Raw genomic sequence first — 18709 nt, 5'->3', positions numbered from 1 at the left:
ATTAAATAAAAACCCGCTTTCGCGGGTTTTTCTTCTAAAGAAAGATCAGCCTTAACCAATCAATTTCTTCATCAATTCATTTACTTGCGCAGGGTTTGCTTTACCTTTTGCTGCTTTCATCACTTGACCAACAAGACCGTTAAAGGCTTTCTCTTTTCCAGATTTAAACTCTTCAACCATCTTCTCGTTAGCAGCAAGCACGTCTTTAATAATTGCTTCAATCGCACCTGTATCAGTTTCCTGTTTCAAGCCTTTTTCAGCAATAATTTCGTCCGCAGTTTTGCCTTCTTCCCACATAAAGCCGAATACTTGCTTCGCAATCTTACCGTTAATCGTGTTGTCCACAATACGTGCAATCATGCCACCAAGTTTTTCTGCTGTTACAGGAGAGTCAGCAAGTTCTAGGCTCGCTTTGTTTAAAGCCCCTGAGAATTCGCCCATGACCCAGTTAGCAGCCACTTTACCTTGCGCAGCACCGCCAGCAGCTTTTACCACGTCTTCATAAAACTCAGACATTTCACGAGTAAGTGTAAGCACATGAGCATCGTACTCAGTCACACCAAAGTCAGCTACAAAACGCTCACGACGTGCAGCAGGCAGCTCAGGAAGGGCAGCACGAGCTGCTTCAATTTGTGCATCTGCAATCACAACAGGCAACAAGTCAGGGTCAGGGAAGTAGCGGTAATCGTTCGCTTCTTCTTTCGAACGCATTGAACGCGTTTCCATTTTCACAGGGTCGAATAAACGTGTTTCTTGGTCGATGGTGCCATCCCATTCCAAGATTTCCATTTGACGTTCAATTTCAACGTTAATCGCTTGTTCAATGAAACGGAATGAGTTGAGGTTTTTAAGCTCGCAACGTGTACCAAACGGTTGACCCGGACGGCGTAAAGACACGTTACAGTCCGCACGGAATGAACCTTCAGCCATGTTACCGTCAGAAATGCCTAACCAACGAACAAGCGTGTGAATCGCTTTAATGTAGGCAACCGCCTCTTCAACCGAACGCATATCGGGTTCAGAGACAATCTCAAGTAAAGGTGTGCCTGCACGGTTTAAATCGATACCAGATTGACCTTCAAATTGGTCATGGATCGATTTACCAGCATCTTCTTCAAGGTGCGCACGTGTTACGCCAATGCGCTTAACCGTACCATCTTCAAGTTGAATGTCGATATGACCCAAGCCCACAATCGGGTTGTCCATTTGGCTGATTTGGTAGCCTTTTGGAGAGTCAGGGTAGAAATAGTTTTTACGTGCAAATACAGAAGCTTGGTCGATGTAAGCATCGATACCCAAACCAAAGCGAATTGCAAGATCAACCACTTCTTTGTTGAGTACAGGCAATACGCCCGGCATTGCAAGGTCAACTAGGCTCGCTTGCGTATTTGGGTCTTGACCAAACGTAGTCGATGAACCTGAGAAAATTTTGGTATTGGTTGCAAGCTGAGTGTGAATCTCGATACCAATCACCACTTCCCAACCATCAATCAGGTTAGATTTTGGTTTCGCAGCGTTTTTAGCCATTATGCATTCTCCTCAGCAATTGCAGCGCGTTGTGTATGCCAATCGGTTGCTTGTTGGTACTGATGCACCACAGACAACAATTGAGACTCTGACCAGTAATTACCAATCAGCTGTAAGCCAACAGGCAAATTGTCTTTGTCAAAACCAACAGGCGCGTTAATCGCAGGCAGACCTGCCAAGTTCACTGCGATGGTGTAGATGTCACCTAAGTACATTTCTACAGGAGACAGGTTTGCACCAATCTTATATGCAGTTGTCGGTGCAGCAGGGGCAGCAATCACGTCTACAGATTCAAATGCTTTTAAGAAGTCTTGTTGAATTAAACGACGTACTTTTTGTGCTTTCACATAATAAGCATCGTAGTAACCCGCAGAAAGCGCGTATGTACCAATCAAGATACGTTGCTGAACTTCTTTACCAAAACCTTCAGAACGTGAACGTTTGTACAAGTCCATTAAGTCCACAGGATTTTCACAGCGATAACCATAACGTACACCATCAAAACGCTGTAAGTTTGAAGATGCTTCAGCAGGAGCAATCAGGTAGTAAGTTGGAACATAAGCATCCGTCATGGTGAGATCAATCTCAACCAATGTTGCGCCCATTTCTTCTAACTTTTTCAGTGATTCTTCAACGCGTGCTTTGACGTTTGCATCTAAACCAGCAACATTAAAGTACTGCTTAGGAATACCAATGCGTAAACCTTTTACAGAAGTGCCGTTTAAGTTTGCTACGTAGTTATCTACGTCTTTTTCAACAGAAGTTGAATCTTTCGCATCATGACCTGCCATCACGTTCATGAGGTAAGCACAGTCTTCAGCCGAACGTGCCATTGGGCCGCCTTGGTCTAAAGATGATGCATACGCGATCATACCGAAACGAGAAACACGACCGTAAGTCGGTTTAAGACCAGTCAAACCACAGAAAGACGCAGGCTGACGGATTGAACCGCCTGTATCTGTACCTGTTGCAAATGGAGCAAGATCAGCTGCTACAGCCGCAGCAGAACCGCCTGAAGAACCACCCGGAACATGGTTTAAGTTCCAAGGGTTAGCCGTAGCGCCATAAAATGAATTTTCAGAGGTTGAACCCATGGCGAATTCATCCATGTTCACTTTACCTAAAGTGACAAGGCCCGCAGCTTTACCTTTCGCTACAACGGTCGCGTCGTAAGGAGAGATAAAATTGTCCAGCATTTTAGAACCAGCAGTGGTTTTAATGCCTTGGGTACAGAAAATATCTTTATGTGCAATTGGTACACCAGTCAACGCACTTGCATTGCCTGATTTAATTGCAGCATCAGCCGCATCTGCTTGCGCAAGTGCTTGTTCAGCTGTCACGGTCACGTATGACTTGACTTGAGCATCGATTTTTTCAATGCGTTTTAAATAGTGTTCAGTCAATTCGCGTGAAGAAAATTTAGCGCCAGCCAAACCTTCAGACAATTCACGAATTGATAAGCGATGTAAATCTGTCATGAGAAATATTTCTTTACGTTTAATTTGAAAAAATGTTGATCTGAATAAAAACTATTCAATCACACGCGGAACAAGGTACAAGCCATCCTGTACGGCAGGAGCAACTGCTTGATATGCTTCGCGATGATTGGTCTCAGATACCACGTCTTCACGTAAGGGCTGTGGATTGTCGAATGGACTTTTTAGTGGTTCAACACCGTCAGTATCGATGCCTTTCAGGGTTTCCATCATGCCTAAAATTTTATTTAAACTTTGAGCATAGTCAGCAGATTGCGCTTCATCTAGCGACAATCGAGCCAGATGGGCAATCGCTGAAACTGTTTGTGCATTTAGATCTGCAGAATGCTGTGCATCCGATGTAGACATAACATTACCTAATCAGTATTAAAAAAATTCAAAATATCGTGGCTTATAATAAGCGATTGACTTGTTCAAATCATCACATTTAGTTAAAGTTGCCACCTTGCGTCCATATAAAAGTTTAACTGAGAACGTCCCCGTGATTCTAAAACGACTAATTGGCTTGTTTTCGCCGGATCTTGCCATTGATTTAGGCACTGCAAATACACTTATTTATGCGCCAGGACGAGGCATCATTTTAAATGAGCCGACGGTTGTGGCGATCCGTCATAGTGGCTCAGAAAAAATCGTTGCTGCGGTCGGTCTTGATGCAAAACAAATGTTGGGCCGTACACCAGCCAATATTTCTGCCATCCGTCCGATGAAAGATGGGGTGATTGCAGACTTTGAAGTCACTGAAACCATGTTGAATCGTTTTATTACCAAAGGGTATGAAAAGCGTTTATTCCAACCTGCACCACGTGTCGTGGTGTGTGTGCCATGTAAATCGACGTTGGTGGAACGCCGTGCAATCCGTGAAGCTGTATACAATGCAGGTGCACGTGAAGTTCGCTTAATTGAAGAGCCGATGGCTGCTGCAATTGGTGCAGGTATGCCTGTTGAGCAAGCTTGTGGTTCGATGGTTGTCGATGTTGGTGGTGGTACAACTGAAATCGCAATCATTTCACTTCAAGGTTGTGTCTATGCAGACTCACTACGTATCGGTGGTGATGTATTTGATGAACAAATCATTAACTACGTGCGTAAAGCACATGGTTGTGTGATTGGTGAAACCACTGCAGAAAACATCAAAAAAGAAGTTGGTATGGCGCTTCCAGAAGAAGGTGCAAAACCTTTGGAAATCGAAGTCCGTGGTCGTAACTTGGCTGAAGGTGTACCTCGTGCGATTACCGTAACTTCTGATGAAGTGACTCAAGCGATTTCTGATCCACTGCAAAACATTGTGGCTGCGGTTAAATCTGCACTAGAGCAAACGCCACCTGAGTTGTCTTCAGACATCGCAGAACGCGGTATTGTGTTGACTGGTGGCGGTGCATTACTTCGCAATCTTGATAAGCTTCTTGCAAAAGAAACAGGTCTTCCTGTCGTGGTTGCAGAAGATCCACTATCATGTGTTACACGTGGTGGTGGTAAGGTTCTCGAATTCTTCGATAACCCAAATCATGACATGTTATTTGTAGGCTAAGAAAAGGACTCGGCGGGTGCAAACGCAACTGTTTTCAAGACAACCGCCATCTTTTCGCTCATTTATCATTGCGGTGATTACATGCTTGGTGGTGCTTTTCTTTGATTGGCGCATGCCGCATGTAATTCAACCGGCCAGAGACGTCTTGTATGCGGCATATAATCCAATTTATGCCCTTGCAAGCTATCCAGTGTTATCGCGAGAATGGCTGAATCAACAAACCAAGTCTGAAGCTCAATTACGTCGTGAAAATACCGCGATGCAAGCAGAGTTAATTCAGGCTCAAGTCCGTTTACAGAAACTTTCTGAACTTTCTGCTGAAAATACTCGACTGCGTGGACTGCTCGATACACCACTCATTATTGATGGTCGTATGGAGATTGCCGAAGTCATTGGTACCGATGCTGATCCCTTACGTCATATTATTGTGATTAACCGTGGAGCCAGCAGTCAGCTTAAAGTGGGACAAACTGTACTCGATGACAAGGGCATTATGGGGCAAATTATCAATGTTTACCCGCATAGTAGCCGTGTCATGTTGCTCTCAGACAAAGAGCACTCTTTATCCGTGCGGATGGAGCATACCGGTATGCGCGCAATCGTTACGGGTACAGGTGACTTAGGTCGACTTAAGATGGAATACGTGCCAACCAGTGCCAATATCAAAGTCGGTGAAAAAGTCTATAGCTCAGGGTTAGGGGCACATTTCCCAGCGGGTTATTTGGTAGGGACAGTCTCGAAAGTCAGTCGTCACAATAGCGGTGAATTTGCCCAAATTGATATCAATCCTGCTGCCCAATTGGCAGGTGGTCATCATGTGGTTGTGCTATTTTCCGATTCTTTAGCGATGGAGCAACCGCATGTCACTCGCTAAGCTTAGTCGTCATACAGAGCGCGACCCATTATTTCCGATTATCTTTTCCATCATTTTGGCATCCGTGCTGATGGTGTATCCGCTTTCTTATGACCTATCGGGTTGGCGCCCATTATTCATGATGATGATCATGCTATTTTGGGTACTCTGTCAGCCGACATGGTGCGGTGTTTGGTTTGCATTTGCCACAGGTCTATTTACCGACTTATTAACTGATGCGCCTTTTGGCATGAACGCACTGAGTTTTGTGGTCATTGCATTTGTGACACGCTTTTTAACCCGTGAACGTCGTATCCTCACATTTGGTAATTTATGGATTATTGCTGCAATGGCAATTTTCGCGCATTTACTGTTTGTGTGGATTGTTCAAGTGATGGGTGGGGCACAGTTTTCATTTGCTCGCCATTGGCAGCCAATTGTTACTAGCTTACTCATTTGGCCAATCATTTATTACTTCCTGAGAAAATGGCGCATATAATTTTAGCTTCGAGTTCTCCTCGACGACGCGAACTTTTGCAACAATTGGGTCTGGAATTTGACATTTTCAGTCCAGATATTGATGAGTCCGTGTTGGAAGGAGAACCTGTAGCGGATTATGTAGAGCGTTTAGCACGTGCCAAAGCTTGCGCAGTACAACAACAATTCCCTGATGCTATCGTTATTGCCGCCGATACCAGTTTAGGCGTTGATGAGCACATTTTAGGAAAACCAGCGTCGAAAGCACATGCTTTTTCTATGTGGGAAATGATCTCTGGACGAAAACATGATGTGTTTTCAGGTGTTTGTGTCAGTACAAAAGATCAAATATACAGTATAGTAGTGCGTACACAGGTTGAATTTCAAACGCTAAGTCTAGCTGACATGGAAAGCTATTGGGCAACAGGTGAACCAATCGGCAAGGCGGGAGCCTATGCTATTCAAGGAATTGCTGCGCGCTATATTCCTTGTATTGAAGGGAGCTACAGCAATGTTGTTGGGCTGCCTTTGCATGAAACCGTACAGTTATTACAGACAGTTAAGGCATTAAATTAACTGCTGCAACACAAGAATTTTTATAATGTTTTGAGTTTTGATATGTCTGACGAGTTGTTGATTAATGTCACACCGATGGAATGTCGTGTGGCGTTGATTCAAAACGGTACGGTCAATGAATTATTTGTTGAACGCACCGTGAAGCGTGGGTTAGTGGGCAATATTTATAAAGGGAAAGTTGTTCGCGTGCTTCCGGGTATGCAGGCTGCTTTTATTGATATTGGATTGTCGAGAACGGCTTTTTTACATATCAATGATATGGTCTGGCAGCGCAATCAACCAACCCCGAATGTTTTTGAGCTGTTACAACCAGGGCAAGTACTCACCGTACAAGTCATGAAAGATATGTTGGGTACCAAAGGTGCACGACTATCAACTGATCTTTCTATTCCTTCTCGTTACCTTGTTTTAATGCCATATGGCAGTCATACCGGTGTTTCACAGCGCATTGAGTCTGAAGAAGAACGTGATCGCTTGCGTAGCATGATTGAACGCATTCAAAAGGAACACAACTTACCGGGTTCAGTCATCGTTCGTACTGCTGCCGAAGGTATTCCTGAATGTGAAATTGCGCAGGACATGGCCTATTTAGCAAAACTGTGGGAATACATACAACGTAAACAACGCAGTATTGTCGTACCATCTTTGATTTTTGAAGAGCTACCTTTACCACAACGCGTCATCCGTGATTTAGCCAACGAAGAAACGTCTAAAATTCAGGTCGACTCACGCGAAGTACATGGCAAATTGCAAGAGTTTGTCCAAGAATTTGTACCGAGTATGCAAAATCGCTTACTGCATTATCCAGGTGAGCGTCCAATTTTTGACTTGTACAATGTCGAAGAGGATATTCAGAAAGCCTTACAGACACGTGTAGCACTTAAGTCTGGCGGCTACCTGATGATCGATCAAACTGAAGCGATGACCACGATTGATGTCAATACTGGCTCCTACGTTGGTGGTCGTTCGCTTGAAGACACTGTGTTTAAAACCAATATGGAAGCCACACAGGTCATTGCACGTCAGCTCCGACTACGTAACTTGGGCGGGATTATCATTATTGACTTCATTGATATGCAAGAAGCACATCATCGTGAAGAAGTGATGAGCCAGTTTGAGAAAATGCTTGAGCGCGATCATGCTAAAACCAAGATCACTCAAGTGTCTGAGCTGGGTTTGGTGGAAATGACTCGGAAACGCACCCGTGAATCTTTAGAGCATCTCCTTTGTGATTCTTGCCCGACCTGTCAGGGGCGTGGTTATGTGAAAACGGCTGAAACAGTTTGCTATGAAATTTTCCGTGAAATCTTGAGATATGCACGTGCTTATGAGTCACAAAGTGGTTTTACCGTGGTGGCACATCCGTCGGTGATTGACCGATTGTTAACTGCTGAAGCACCTGCGGTAGCTGATTTAGAGCACTTTATTAGCCGTGTGATCAAGTTCCAAGTGGAAAATTTATATACGCAAGAGCAATACGATATCATTCTGAGCTGAAATTGTAACAGAATATCGTTAAACACTTGTTACAACTGAGATTTTACTTTTGAACTGTTATTTTGAATACTAGACACATCAAATAGCCAAAGCCATTTTCCTGCATTGGACTTGAAAATGGCTTAGCAAAAAGAGGTGTACTATGGGTGTTAGTAAAACAGTAATGAAAAGTGGTCTTAAAACTGTTGTTGAAGCAAAAGCGATCCATTCAGGTTATATCGTGGATGAGCGTGGTAATGAGGTTCAAATTACAGCGTCTATGATTCGTTCTGCTTGTCATCAGTTACTTAAACAGTGCCGAGCAATTAAAGCTTAAATATTGAAATATAAATAATGTAATCCAGAGGGTTAAAGTGCTAACGCGCAATTCTAAAATATTTAATGCGCTAAAATTTTATAAATAATGGAAAATAAACTTAATTATCAGTTCGTATCTACAAGTCATAATTAAACAATAGCAACGGATTTGTTCACCTAAATTTTAGCTTATACACATAAATTGCTCCAAAAAATCAATCAAAGTTCAAATACTAAAAACCCGTCTAGATTGTTCAATTTAGACGGGTTTTTATCATTATGTATGGTTCAAGATGCTGATGAATTGATACCAAATCTAGAAACAGGCGGTTAGCTAACCGCCTGTAACTTTGGGGAATCTTGGTTCACAATAGTTTCAAATCGTTGAATTTCTTCTTCCAAATGCGTCAGTAAATTTTGCATTTTTGGCAGCGCATTACGACATGCGGTTAAACCAACTTCAAGCTTATCTAAATAGCTGGTCATGGTGATATTAAGCGCTTGACCATCCAAAACAATAGACGCAGGGTAGAGCGCTTCTAAACGTGCACCATTCCAATATAACGGCTCTTGTGGGCCGGGAACATTCGAAATGACCAAGTTAAAGGCCTGACGTTTTGGCATGAAGCCTGATGCAATATTTAAACCTGCTGCACTGTAGACAAAAGCACTGTAGTTTAAAATTTGATTCGAGTTCATACGCTTAAAGCGCTCTTTGGCATTGAGCACACTACGACGCACAATCTTCAACCGTTCTAGCGGATCTTCTTTATGGGTTCCAAGATTGGCCAAAATCATGGTAATACGGTTAGACATATCTGAATCATCGGTACGCACAGATGCAGGCACCATGGCAATCAATGGCTTTTTAGGTAAAGCATTTTGTGTAATTAAATATTCACGTAATGCGCCTGAACAAATTGCGAGCACAATATCGTTAATTGTTACGCCGAGTGACTTGGCAATATGTGACAAACGTGAAAATTCAAAAGACTGAGCAGCGAAACGACGAGAAGAACTAACCCGTTGGTTTAATATTGAACTCGGCGCTTGGAAACTAGACACATAATCTGGGTTACGCCCCATATCTTTCATTACTGTTTGTGACAGTTCGTACAAAACTCGTGGAGTTGAGTCAAGTTGTCCCTTAATGGTCGATAACAGACCTTTCATACGACTGGATTTAGGCTGTTTCAGGCGTTTTGCACGAGGGCCTTCTACACACCATGGTGGCACAATTCTTTTAGCATCTGGGTCATGCGAAAGTGATTTTTCAACTAAACGCATACCTGCAATGCCATCGACCATCGCGTGGTGGATTTTGAAGTACATGGCAAAACGATTGCCTTCAATGCCTTCAATAATATGGCAGGTCCAAAGCGGTTTTGCACGGTCAATCAGCGCACTGTGTTCCTGTGAAATATAAGTCAAAAGTTCACGGATACGACCGGGATGCGGCAGTGCGATATGGCGGAAGTGATGATCTAAATCAAACTCTTCGTCTTCATCCCAAAAGAAGCCGTTGAGTTTATTGTTAAAAGGAGGAATGGGAATGGATTTTGAATTACGAATATCTGCGACTAAATCTTGAATAAAAGTATCTGGTGCATTGTCAGGGATCTGAAATAAAAATAGACCACCTACGTGCATCGGTTGTTGCCGTTTCTCTAAATTTAAGAATATGAAATCAATAGGATGTAATGGACGCATAGCGTTGATTGCCTCACTGCAATTTCTACAGCTGCTCATGTATGAGTAGCATTGTTAGAATTATTAAATTGTCATTTGCAGTATAGCGTTTTTACGTTGAAATGATACGGAATTATGTGTATCGATGCGTTGAAAAAAACCACTGCTATGCAGTGGTTTTGTGATCTTTATTTTTTCATGTTGCCTGCGTGTAAGCCGCATTCTTTATGGGTTGCATCTTCCCACCACCAGCGACCTTCTCGTTCGTGTTGATTCGGTAAAACAGGTCGAGTACATGGTTCACAGCCAATCGAGATAAAGCCTCGTTCGTGTAGTGGATTATATGGAATTTCCATTAGACGGATATAGTTCCAGACATCAGCGCTAGACCAGTTTGCCAAAGGATTATATTTAATCAATTGCTTGCCCGGACCTGAAAAACCGGGGTCTGCTTGTACCACAGGAATTTCATTACGTGTGCCTGGGCTTTGGTCTTTACGTTGACCTGTGATCCAGCCATCTAAAGTGGCTAGTTTTTTACGCAAAGGTTGTACTTTACGGATACCACAGCATTCTTTATGTTCATCTTGATAGAAGCTAAAAAAGCCCTTTTCTGTTACCAGTTTTTGTACGGCATCACTTTCTGGGAAACAGATTTCAATATCAATTTTATAATGTTTACGGACAGTATCTAAAAATTGGTAAGTTTCAGGGTGTAAGCGACCGGTATCTAAACTAAATACACGAAAAGGAATCCCTAAGTTCGATGCAAGATCAATCAGTACAACATCTTCTGCACCAGAAAAGGAAATCGCAACTTCACCTTGCTGGCTAAGCGCAAGTTTCATAATCTCAGAAGGTGATTTATCTGCATATTCAGATGCAAGTGCATCGACAAGGTCAATAGTAGGGATGGTAGTCATGAATGTCCTGGCTATAGGCTTGGAACGTTAAAACCTATATTAATTTATTTCAGAACTATTTTAATGGAAATGCTAAAACACACTTATCACTAAAAAATAGATACTTATGAAAAAAATAGATTTAAAAAAGAACAATGCATTTTTTTATTCTTCCGCTATGATATTGAAAAATTTTTTTCACATAACAGAGGGTAGAGTGCATGGAAGTCGTTTGTTTAGATCTAGAAGGGGTTTTAGTACCTGAAATTTGGATTAATTTTGCGAAAAAAACAGGCATTAAAGAACTTGAAGCAACGACTCGTGACATTCCAGATTACGATGTGTTGATGACTCAGCGTTTAAATATCCTAAAACAACACGGTTTGGGTTTAAACGATATTCAAGACGTAATCGCAGATATGGGGCCATTTGAAGGTGCAAAAGAGTTTGTAGAGTGGGTGCGTACTCATTTTCAATTGATTATTCTTTCAGATACTTTCTATGAGTTTGCACATCCATTAATGCAGCAACTTGGTTGGCCAACGATTTTCTGCCACAAATTAGAAACTGATGAAAATGGTATGATCTCAGCTTATAAGCTTCGTCAACCTGATCAAAAGCGTAAAGCCGTTCAAGCATTGCATGGGTTAAACTTCCGGGTGATTGCAGCAGGTGATTCTTATAACGATACGACGATGCTTGGTGAAGCAGATGCGGGTTTCTTATTTGATGCGCCTGACAATGTGATTGCAGAATTTCCACAATTCCCACCAATTCATGGCTATGCTGCATTAAAAGAAGCGATTCGTAATGCTTCAGTTCGTGATATTCCAGCTTAATTCTGTATAGCTGGTTATAGAAAAGGGCGCTTATGCGCCCTTTCTTGTTTAATGCAAAGCTGTTCTAACAACTTAGAAGCGATAGCCTATTTTCAAACCATAGCCAAGCGCATGGTTATCTTCAAATTCACCTACTGGATTACCACCAGTTTGAGCAGTAGCATCACCTAACCAGAAGTATTTAACACCTGCTTGGATGAAATAGTTTTCAGCAGGACTATATTGACCACCTAGACCAACATTCCAATTCCCTTCAACAGGGCCTAAAGTCGTAATAGGGTTGCCAGCACCCGAATCGTAACCTACAGATGCAGAACCAGACCATTTGCTGTTAAATTTATGGCCTACACCAACATTAGCTGACCATTGGTCGTCTGAGTAATCAATAAGATTTTGACGGACATGAGGTGCTGGAATTGAACTTACGTTACCAAGTAAAGTTGGTTTAACCGCAAACTGGCTCCAATGTACCCAACGAACATTGGCAAATGCTAGCGTATCTTTAGCAATACCTGTTTGGAAATCTAAGTTAACTGATTGAGGTGTTGTTGCATCAACAGATGATGTCAGCGCACTTAAAGATGGATACGGTAGAAGCGTAGTTTCATTGGATTTTGTATTATGTTCAATTTCAGAGCGGTAGGTAATAGCCGCTTTTAATGCAATTTCAGGAATCGAATAAGCAACACCTGCTAACCAGCCATAAGCTTCTTCACGTTCCATTTCGATGTTATAAGTACCAAGTTTGGCATTACCACCATAAGCAGCACCACGTAGTTTGATATTGGCTTCTACAGTTTGCCAAACTGGACCTGCATAAAAGTTCCAATTTTCGTTTGGTTGGTAACCAATTAGGGCAGTTAAGCTTTCAGTTTTAACATCTACAGATGTACCTTGAGCACCATTACCAAATACTTGCGATGCAGCATCATATTCAGCTTCTGCACCGTATGGTTGGTCGTAAATTAAACCTAGTGAAATTTTGTCAGTCGCTTGTACTTTGACAGCAGCGGAAGGGAAGTAATATGACTTCGCCATGTCATCGACATTAAGTTCATTTGACTTTACTTCTGCATCTAGAACAGTGATACCTGCTTCTGCATAGTTACCAGGTTGTAAGAATGCTGAAATAGACTGACCTGAACGATCTAGACCCGCTGCAAATAATGATGCTGTTGGTAAAGCGGTAAGTAAAATTGCGTAGCTAAGGTGATTTAAGCGCATACTTTTCCCTGTTTGTAACTTTTGATGTTATTTCAATGTGTGGAAAGTAACATAAATAGAAAAACAGTAAATAAGAGTTGCTACTCTAAAATTGAACTAGGGAAGTTAAAAAATGAGCATGACTAGAGTGTTTATTCTAGTGCTTGATAATTATCTTTATGATTTTTAAATGAAAAATTAGAGTAAAAAGCTTAGTTTTTGATAAATGTTTTAGTAAATTTAAATGTTTATTGTTTGATCAAACAAGATAGGGAAAGAATAAAAAGTTAGGGCCATAGCGAACTATGGCCCGAATCATATTTAAATTAGAAGCGGTAACCGATTTTTAAACCGTATGCCCAAGCATCGTTATCTTCAAATTCACCAACAATACGGCTATCTTCACCAAATTGAGCAGCTGTTTGAGATTTTGCATCACCGAGCATGAAGTATTTCACGCCACCAGCAATGAAGTAATTCGGTGCAGGACTAAATTGTAAACCTAAGCCGACATTCCAGTAACCTTCAGTAGGGCCAAGTGTTGATACAGGGTTGCCAGCACCTGAGTCCCAACCTACAGATACGTTACCAGCCCATTGTTCGCTAAGTTTGCGACCAACACCAACTGTTGCAGAAATTTGGTCTTCAGAATATTCAACTAAGTTAAAGCCGTTCGGACGGTTAACTGCTGGTAATTGTCCAACTGCTTCAGACATTAAACCGAATTGGTATGGACGAATTGCGAAATTTGACCATTCAACCCAACGCACGTTTGCAAATGCAACGGTGTCAGCCATGATACCGGATTGGAAATCAAGGTTTACAGACTGAGGTGTAGTAATCGTTGAAGTGCCCTTAGCTCCAACTACATCTGCAGGGTTTTGACCAAGTAGCGTTAACGCGCCAGCAGTTGGAATTGTTTCGCGAATTGTCGTTTCATGGTCAATTTCAGAACGATATGTTAAAGAAGCTTTAAGTGCAATTTCTGGAATTTGGTAAGCAACACCTGCCAACCAACCAAGATCACCAGTTTCTTTAATGTTTGAGTCATAGCCATTAAAAATGCTATAGCCTTGACCACGTAGGCTTACGCTACCTTTAACTGTTTGATAAACAGGACCAGCATAGATGTTCCAATTTGGCGTAGGTTGGAAGCCAAAAACAAAAGCTAAGTTCTGAGTGTCTACAGAAACTTTTGTATTTCCTTGGCCTAGAGCAACACCTGCATTATCTAAACGTTGTTGTAATTGCTGTTGACCTTGAGTAAATGCCCCAGCTTCAACTTGTGGACGTACTGCAGCAGCAGCTGTATCAACATTACCACCTGCTTGAGTGATTATACCTGTCACGGTTGCTTGTAAAGTAGCATTATAAGCTGGGTTTGTTGGAGACATACCTTGTTGTGTAAGCAAGCCTTGCGCTGCTAAACCTACAATTTGTGTACTTGTAAGTTGATTTAAAGTTTGAGTAACTTCATTTCGAACCATGCTGTCTAATAGTGGTTGAGGTAATATCGTGTCAGAAACTTGTGAAACAAAAGCATTATTACCTTTATATTCAGCAGCGGCACCAAATGGTTGGTCATATAGAAGACCGAATGAAAATTTATCTGTTAATTGTAGTTTTAATGCGGCTGAAGGGAAGTAATAATCATCACCCATGTCTTCAATATTACGACGTGTAGCTGTTTCACCAGCTTCTTTACCAGAAACTGTAGGATCTAGAACTGAAATACCTGCTTCAAAATAGTTCCCTGGTTGTAAAAATGCAGAAATAGATTGTCCTGAACGGTCCATTGCTGCAGCAAAAGCACCTGTCATTGGAACTGAAGCAAGAATCATGGCTGTAGCTAAAGTTTTTAATTTCATTCTTCGTCATTCCTTGAGATACGAATTTGATTTTTATGGTTACTGCATATATTCGTTATGGAAAACTTCTTAATACTCTTAGGCTTAATTGTTACTCCATGTGACAAAAATAGCACAATTAAAATAAGAGTAAATGCTCTAGATTGAAAAATATGGCTAAAAGTTGCTATTTTTAGAGTAAAAGTACTAATTAGTATATATAACATTTTGATTATTATTTAATATTTTTATTTAGCGCATTATTTTCTAAACCTAGAAAAAAATTGAAAAAATTTTGATATGAGCAGTCATAAATTGATTTTTTGGCCTTATGGACCATACTATGTGTCGTTTTTTGCATTGAGAGGTAGGTGGTTAGCACATTTTAAAGCGCTATTTAACTGTTCTTAAAAATAGTCTTTGAATAGTAATCTTTGTAAAAACAATAACTAAGTTAAAAACTGTAATTGATGGGTTTTTAGTGTGAAAGGTTCTTTCTTTATATTTATTGGTATATGGGGGATTACAAATACAGGGAGGAGGGATATCTCAGAAATTGTGCGCTCTGCGGGACTCGAACCCACGTCGGTCGCTTAGGAGGCAACTGCTCTATCCAGTTAAGCTAAGAGCGCAAGACGGAGGCTAATGTACTCCTATTTTAGCTAAAAAAAAAGTTATTGCCGAAACAATAACTTTTTAAATTACTTAATCTTTATGAACTTCATTGGGGTCAATGTCGCTCAAATCTTTAGGATTAAGATAGTTAAACATTAATAACATGACTGTAATCCAAACAGGGATCATCAGAACAGATTCCATAAAGCCCTGAGTCCACATAATAAAGAGAACTAATGCAATAAAGATCAGAACGATGTAGTTGCTGACTGGCGCCCAAAGTGCAGGATAAGACGTTGTAAAATTCAAAATACGTTTTGCACGACGGAACTGTAAGTGAGTCATGGTAATCATCGCCCAGTTCAGAACAAGCGCACCAACCACCACATACATTAAGTGACCTAGCGCATCTTCAGGTACGAAGTAGTTTAAGAGTACGCAACCGAAAATCAGTACTGCAGAAAGTAATACTGCTGGAATTGGCACGCCACTTTTGTTGGTTTTTGCGAAAACTTTTGGTGCATTACCTTGCTTCGCCAAGCTGTAAAGCATACGGCTATTGGCATACATACCGCTGTTATAAACAGACAGTGCTGCAGTTAAAATAATGAAGTTCAGTAAATGTGCAGCCCAATCAATACCCAGTTGGCTAAAGATCATCACAAATGGACTTTTGTCTAAACCACCTAGTTCAAGCTGATTCCATGGCACAAGTGATAATAGAATAGTCAAAGAACCCACGTAGAAAATCAAAATACGAAAAACAACTTGGTTAATCGCTTTAGGAATAGTTTCTTTTGGATTTTCAGCTTCCGCTGCCGCCATACCAATCAGTTCAATACCACCGAAGGCGAACATCAAGAAAGCTAGCATGAAGAATAAGCCTTCAAAACCATTTGGGAAGAAGCCGCCCTGACTCCATAAGTTGGTAAATGATGCTGTAGAGTTGGCATCTGCTGTAAGTAGCAAATACAAACCAAATACGATCATCGAAATAACTGCAGTGACTTTAATAATCGACAGCCAAAACTCAGATTCACCATAAAACTTCACATTACCTAAGTTTACTAAAGTAATGATCACGAAGAAGAACAGTACAGATGCCCATGCTGGAATATGAGGCCACCAGTAATTGATGTATTTCGCAACAGCGGTGAGTTCTGTCATTGCCACTAAAATATAGAGAATCCAGTAGTTCCAACCTGTTAAGAAACCTGGAAATTTCCCCCAATATTTATATGCAAAATGGCTAAATGAACCCGCTACAGGTTCATGGACGATCATTTCACCCAACTGACGCATAATTAGAAAGGCGATCAAACCGCCAATGGCGTAGCCAAGAATAATGGATGGTCCAGCAGATTGAATCACATGCGCTGAGCCCAAGAATAAGCCTGTACCAATTGCACCACCCATGGCAATCAATTGAATATGACGATTCTTTAAGCCACGCTTGAGTTCGGAGGAATTGGTAGTCAAGTTACTCTTCCCGAGAATGGTTTAATTTTGGTAATTGTAATGTATAGAGAATGAATAGCCTAGTAGCTCAAAATTTATGAAAAATATTTATAGGTTTGATAACCTATTTTTGGTTTTAAATGCTGAATTAAAAATTTATGAATCAATAGATTAATTTTATTTTAATTGAAATTCTTATACTTGGCTTTATATGGAAAAGGTATCGAATGTTGTTTTTTTATACTTAAGTCATGTGATTGTTAAAACTTCAATTAAACATTGTATGATGCAAAAGCGCAGAAAAAACGCTCTGCCAAAACACAATGATAAAGATTAAGGATTCAATAAAAATGAGTTTTGCTCCCCAAATTAAAATTGCAGCGACTTATATGCGTGGTGGTACTAGTAAAGGTGTATTTTTCAAGCTAGATGATTTGCCGCTTGCAGCACAACAAGCTGGAAAAGTTCGCGACCAACTTTTATTACGTGTGATTGGCAGTCCAGATCCTTATGGCAAACAAATTGATGGGATGGGTGGAGCAACATCAAGTACCAGTAAAACCGTTATTTTGGCAAAAAGTTCACAGCCTGAGCATGATGTCGACTACCTATTTGGACAAGTGTCGATTGATAAAGCATTTGTAGACTGGAGCGGTAACTGCGGAAACTTAACGGCAGCTGTTGGTGCATTTGCCATTGCAAATGGTCTGGTTGATGCATCACGTATTCCTGAAAATGGCTTGTGTACGGTTCGTATTTGGCAAGCCAATATTCAAAAAACCATTATTGCGCATGTACCTATTACTGATGGTGCAGTACAAGAAACCGGTGATTTTGAACTAGATGGTGTGACCTTCCCAGCAGCTGAAGTTCAAATTGAATTTTTAGACCCCGCAGATGATGGTGAAGATGGCGGCGCTATGTTCCCTACAGGGAACTTGGTCGATACTTTAACCGTACCCGATGAAGGCAGTTTCCCTGCAACATTCATTAATGCAGGTATTCCAACGATTTTCTTAAATGCAGAAGATATTGGTTATGTCGGCACTGAACTGCAAGATGCAATCAATGGTGATGCCAAGGCATTGGCCCGTTTTGAAAAAATCCGTGCTTATGGTGCGCAGCAAATGGGTTTGATTTCAGATATTGCTGAAGCAGAACAGCGTCAACATACCCCAAAGATTGCATTTGTTTCAAAACCGAAAGCCTATACATCTTCGAGTTCTAAACAAATTTCAGAACAAGATACGGACTTATTGGTTCGTGCCTTGTCGATGGGGAAACTGCATCATGCCATGATGGGCACAGCGGCAGTTGCCATTGGTACAGCTGCGGCGATACCGGGAACGCTTGTGAACTTAGCCGCGGGTGGTGGGGAGCGAGAAGCTGTGCGTTTCGGACATCCGTCTGGGACGCTACGTGTAGGTGCGCAAGCAATTTATGAAAATGGTCAGTGGGTCGTTAAAAAAGCCGTGATGAGCCGAAGTGCGCGTGTCTTAATGGAAGGCTGGGTGCGTATTCCTGCGGATAGTTTGGATTAAGCATTTAACATCTCATTTGAAATCAGCCTCTGCTTTGCAGGGGCTTTTTTTTGCCTTTATCTTTTATATGAATAAGCAAATCATGAATTGGTATATCTTTTTATATAATATGAACTGCATTTAATATTAGAAAGTTTCTGTGATTTATGTCAGATTAATTTTGTTAGCATTTTGCGTAGCTTTACCCTGAAAAAAAGTAGCGAAACCATGCTTAAAAAAGACTTATTGACATCCTCACCCCCTTAAAAGAGGGTGATTCCTACAGCTAGACGCTTATGCCCAAGCGCAAGAATGTTTAGAGCTGAGTTTATATCTCGATCATGAGCTGTACCACAGCTCATGCACTCCCATTCTCTTATTCCAA

At 41.2% G+C, this 18709-nt stretch carries 17 protein-coding genes and 1 tRNA gene; 8 read left to right on the top strand and 10 right to left on the bottom strand.

The genetic code is table 11. The features are described from left to right. Window positions 1-51 precede the first annotated feature (51 nt). Genes gatB through gatC form a run of 3 tightly spaced genes read right to left on the bottom strand, consistent with a single transcriptional unit; the run spans window position 52 to window position 3371 of the window. On the bottom strand, window positions 52-1527 hold the full coding sequence (gene gatB, locus FTV03_RS05700) for an Asp-tRNA(Asn)/Glu-tRNA(Gln) amidotransferase subunit GatB (RefSeq protein WP_180040418.1): 1476 nt from the start codon (window positions 1525-1527) through the stop codon (window positions 52-54). Next, window positions 1527-3005, bottom strand: a complete 1479-nt coding sequence (gene gatA, locus FTV03_RS05695) for an Asp-tRNA(Asn)/Glu-tRNA(Gln) amidotransferase subunit GatA (protein WP_180040416.1) — start codon at window positions 3003-3005, stop codon at window positions 1527-1529. Before gatA ends, gatB begins: the two co-directional genes overlap by 1 nt. A gap of 51 nt (window positions 3006-3056) precedes the next feature. Further along, window positions 3057-3371 (bottom strand): Asp-tRNA(Asn)/Glu-tRNA(Gln) amidotransferase subunit GatC, encoded by a 315-nt coding sequence (gene gatC, locus FTV03_RS05690; RefSeq protein WP_078189985.1) that lies wholly within the window; start codon window positions 3369-3371, stop codon window positions 3057-3059. Window positions 3372-3504: 133 nt separating this feature from the next. On the opposite strand from gatC, the gene FTV03_RS05685 reads away from it, so the two are divergent. The 6 genes from FTV03_RS05685 (at window position 3505) to FTV03_RS05660 (ending at window position 8270) form a co-directional block, all read left to right on the top strand. Further along, entirely contained in the window at window positions 3505-4551 is a 1047-nt protein-coding gene (locus FTV03_RS05685) for a rod shape-determining protein (protein WP_180004320.1), read from the top strand. 16 nt (window positions 4552-4567) lie between these two features. After that, a complete protein-coding gene (gene mreC, locus FTV03_RS05680; protein ID WP_078189984.1) occupies window positions 4568-5425 on the top strand; it encodes a rod shape-determining protein MreC in 858 nt (285 codons plus the stop codon). Further along, window positions 5412-5903: a rod shape-determining protein MreD gene (gene mreD / locus FTV03_RS05675; protein ID WP_180040414.1), complete on the top strand. Its 492-nt coding sequence runs from the start codon at window positions 5412-5414 to the stop codon at window positions 5901-5903. The genes mreC and mreD overlap by 14 nt, the downstream gene beginning before the upstream one ends. Further along, window positions 5891-6457, top strand: a complete 567-nt coding sequence (locus FTV03_RS05670; RefSeq protein WP_180040412.1) for a Maf-like protein — start codon at window positions 5891-5893, stop codon at window positions 6455-6457. Before mreD ends, FTV03_RS05670 begins: the two co-directional genes overlap by 13 nt. Before the next feature lie 42 nt (window positions 6458-6499). Next, on the top strand, window positions 6500-7954 hold the full coding sequence (rng, locus tag FTV03_RS05665) for a ribonuclease G (protein ID WP_111885603.1): 1455 nt from the start codon (window positions 6500-6502) through the stop codon (window positions 7952-7954). A gap of 142 nt (window positions 7955-8096) precedes the next feature. Continuing rightward, window positions 8097-8270 carry a PA1571 family protein gene (locus FTV03_RS05660; protein ID WP_168379036.1) on the top strand — a complete coding sequence of 58 codons (174 nt, stop codon included), beginning with the start codon at window positions 8097-8099 and terminating at the stop codon, window positions 8268-8270. A 311-nt stretch (window positions 8271-8581) separates the two neighbouring features. On the opposite strand, the gene FTV03_RS05655 is transcribed toward FTV03_RS05660, so the two are convergent. Together FTV03_RS05655 and FTV03_RS05650 are read right to left on the bottom strand one after the other, a co-directional pair. Then, entirely contained in the window at window positions 8582-9961 is a 1380-nt protein-coding gene (locus FTV03_RS05655; RefSeq protein ID WP_168379035.1) for a wax ester/triacylglycerol synthase family O-acyltransferase, read from the bottom strand. Between the two features lie 167 nt (window positions 9962-10128). Then, window positions 10129-10863, bottom strand: a complete 735-nt coding sequence (locus FTV03_RS05650; protein WP_168379034.1) for a phosphoadenylyl-sulfate reductase — start codon at window positions 10861-10863, stop codon at window positions 10129-10131. A gap of 200 nt (window positions 10864-11063) precedes the next feature. Between FTV03_RS05650 and thrH the strand changes: the two genes are divergently transcribed. After that, the gene (gene thrH, locus FTV03_RS05645; protein ID WP_078189978.1) at window positions 11064-11681 is read left to right on the top strand and encodes a bifunctional phosphoserine phosphatase/homoserine phosphotransferase ThrH; all 618 of its coding nucleotides are present in this window, start codon (window positions 11064-11066) and stop codon (window positions 11679-11681) included. Between the two features lie 72 nt (window positions 11682-11753). On the opposite strand, the gene FTV03_RS05640 is transcribed toward thrH, so the two are convergent. The 4 genes from FTV03_RS05640 to FTV03_RS05625 all read right to left on the bottom strand — a co-directional run bounded on the left by FTV03_RS05640 (window position 11754) and on the right by FTV03_RS05625 (window position 16825). Next, the gene (locus FTV03_RS05640) at window positions 11754-12905 is read right to left on the bottom strand and encodes an OmpP1/FadL family transporter (RefSeq protein ID WP_180004312.1); all 1152 of its coding nucleotides are present in this window, start codon (window positions 12903-12905) and stop codon (window positions 11754-11756) included. 305 nt (window positions 12906-13210) lie between these two features. Further along, complete coding sequence (locus FTV03_RS05635) at window positions 13211-14752, bottom strand: outer membrane protein transport protein (RefSeq protein ID WP_180040410.1); 1542 nt, start codon at window positions 14750-14752, stop codon at window positions 13211-13213. Window positions 14753-15290: 538 nt separating this feature from the next. After that, a tRNA-Arg gene (locus FTV03_RS05630) sits at window positions 15291-15363 on the bottom strand. A gap of 73 nt (window positions 15364-15436) precedes the next feature. Then, entirely contained in the window at window positions 15437-16825 is a 1389-nt protein-coding gene (locus tag FTV03_RS05625; protein WP_078189974.1) for an amino acid permease, read from the bottom strand. Window positions 16826-17154: 329 nt separating this feature from the next. Between FTV03_RS05625 and prpF the strand changes: the two genes are divergently transcribed. Continuing rightward, window positions 17155-18345, top strand: a complete 1191-nt coding sequence (prpF, locus tag FTV03_RS05620) for a 2-methylaconitate cis-trans isomerase PrpF (RefSeq protein ID WP_180040408.1) — start codon at window positions 17155-17157, stop codon at window positions 18343-18345. A gap of 242 nt (window positions 18346-18587) precedes the next feature. Here the strand turns inward: prpF and FTV03_RS05615 are convergent. After that, window positions 18588-18709 (bottom strand): zinc ribbon domain-containing protein (locus FTV03_RS05615; protein ID WP_180005585.1); only part of this gene is annotated, 122 nt, incomplete at its 5' end.

The sequence above is a fragment of the Acinetobacter sp. YH12218 genome, assembly GCF_013417925.1.
Taxonomy (GTDB): domain Bacteria; phylum Pseudomonadota; class Gammaproteobacteria; order Pseudomonadales; family Moraxellaceae; genus Acinetobacter; species Acinetobacter amyesii.
Note: the sequence above shows the minus strand (reverse complement) of the source record. Positions and strands in the feature narration are given on the sequence as shown.

What these genes read in the sequence shown, in the direction of transcription:
- gatA (WP_180040416.1), bottom strand. Translation starts at nt 3,005, where the DNA reads ATGACAGATTTACATCGCTTATCAATTCGTGAATTGTCTGAAGGTTTG.
- gatC (WP_078189985.1), bottom strand. Translation starts at nt 3,371, where the DNA reads ATGTCTACATCGGATGCACAGCATTCTGCAGATCTAAATGCACAAACA.
- FTV03_RS05635 (WP_180040410.1), bottom strand. Translation starts at nt 14,752, where the DNA reads ATGAAATTAAAAACTTTAGCTACAGCCATGATTCTTGCTTCAGTTCCA.
- FTV03_RS05650 (WP_168379034.1), bottom strand. Translation starts at nt 10,863, where the DNA reads ATGACTACCATCCCTACTATTGACCTTGTCGATGCACTTGCATCTGAA.
- FTV03_RS05660 (WP_168379036.1), top strand. Translation starts at nt 8,097, where the DNA reads ATGGGTGTTAGTAAAACAGTAATGAAAAGTGGTCTTAAAACTGTTGTT.
- rng (WP_111885603.1), top strand. Translation starts at nt 6,500, where the DNA reads ATGTCTGACGAGTTGTTGATTAATGTCACACCGATGGAATGTCGTGTG.
- FTV03_RS05655 (WP_168379035.1), bottom strand. Translation starts at nt 9,961, where the DNA reads ATGCGTCCATTACATCCTATTGATTTCATATTCTTAAATTTAGAGAAA.
- prpF (WP_180040408.1), top strand. Translation starts at nt 17,155, where the DNA reads ATGAGTTTTGCTCCCCAAATTAAAATTGCAGCGACTTATATGCGTGGT.
- gatB (WP_180040418.1), bottom strand. Translation starts at nt 1,527, where the DNA reads ATGGCTAAAAACGCTGCGAAACCAAAATCTAACCTGATTGATGGTTGG.
- FTV03_RS05640 (WP_180004312.1), bottom strand. Translation starts at nt 12,905, where the DNA reads ATGCGCTTAAATCACCTTAGCTACGCAATTTTACTTACCGCTTTACCA.
- FTV03_RS05670 (WP_180040412.1), top strand. Translation starts at nt 5,891, where the DNA reads ATGGCGCATATAATTTTAGCTTCGAGTTCTCCTCGACGACGCGAACTT.
- thrH (WP_078189978.1), top strand. Translation starts at nt 11,064, where the DNA reads ATGGAAGTCGTTTGTTTAGATCTAGAAGGGGTTTTAGTACCTGAAATT.
- mreD (WP_180040414.1), top strand. Translation starts at nt 5,412, where the DNA reads ATGTCACTCGCTAAGCTTAGTCGTCATACAGAGCGCGACCCATTATTT.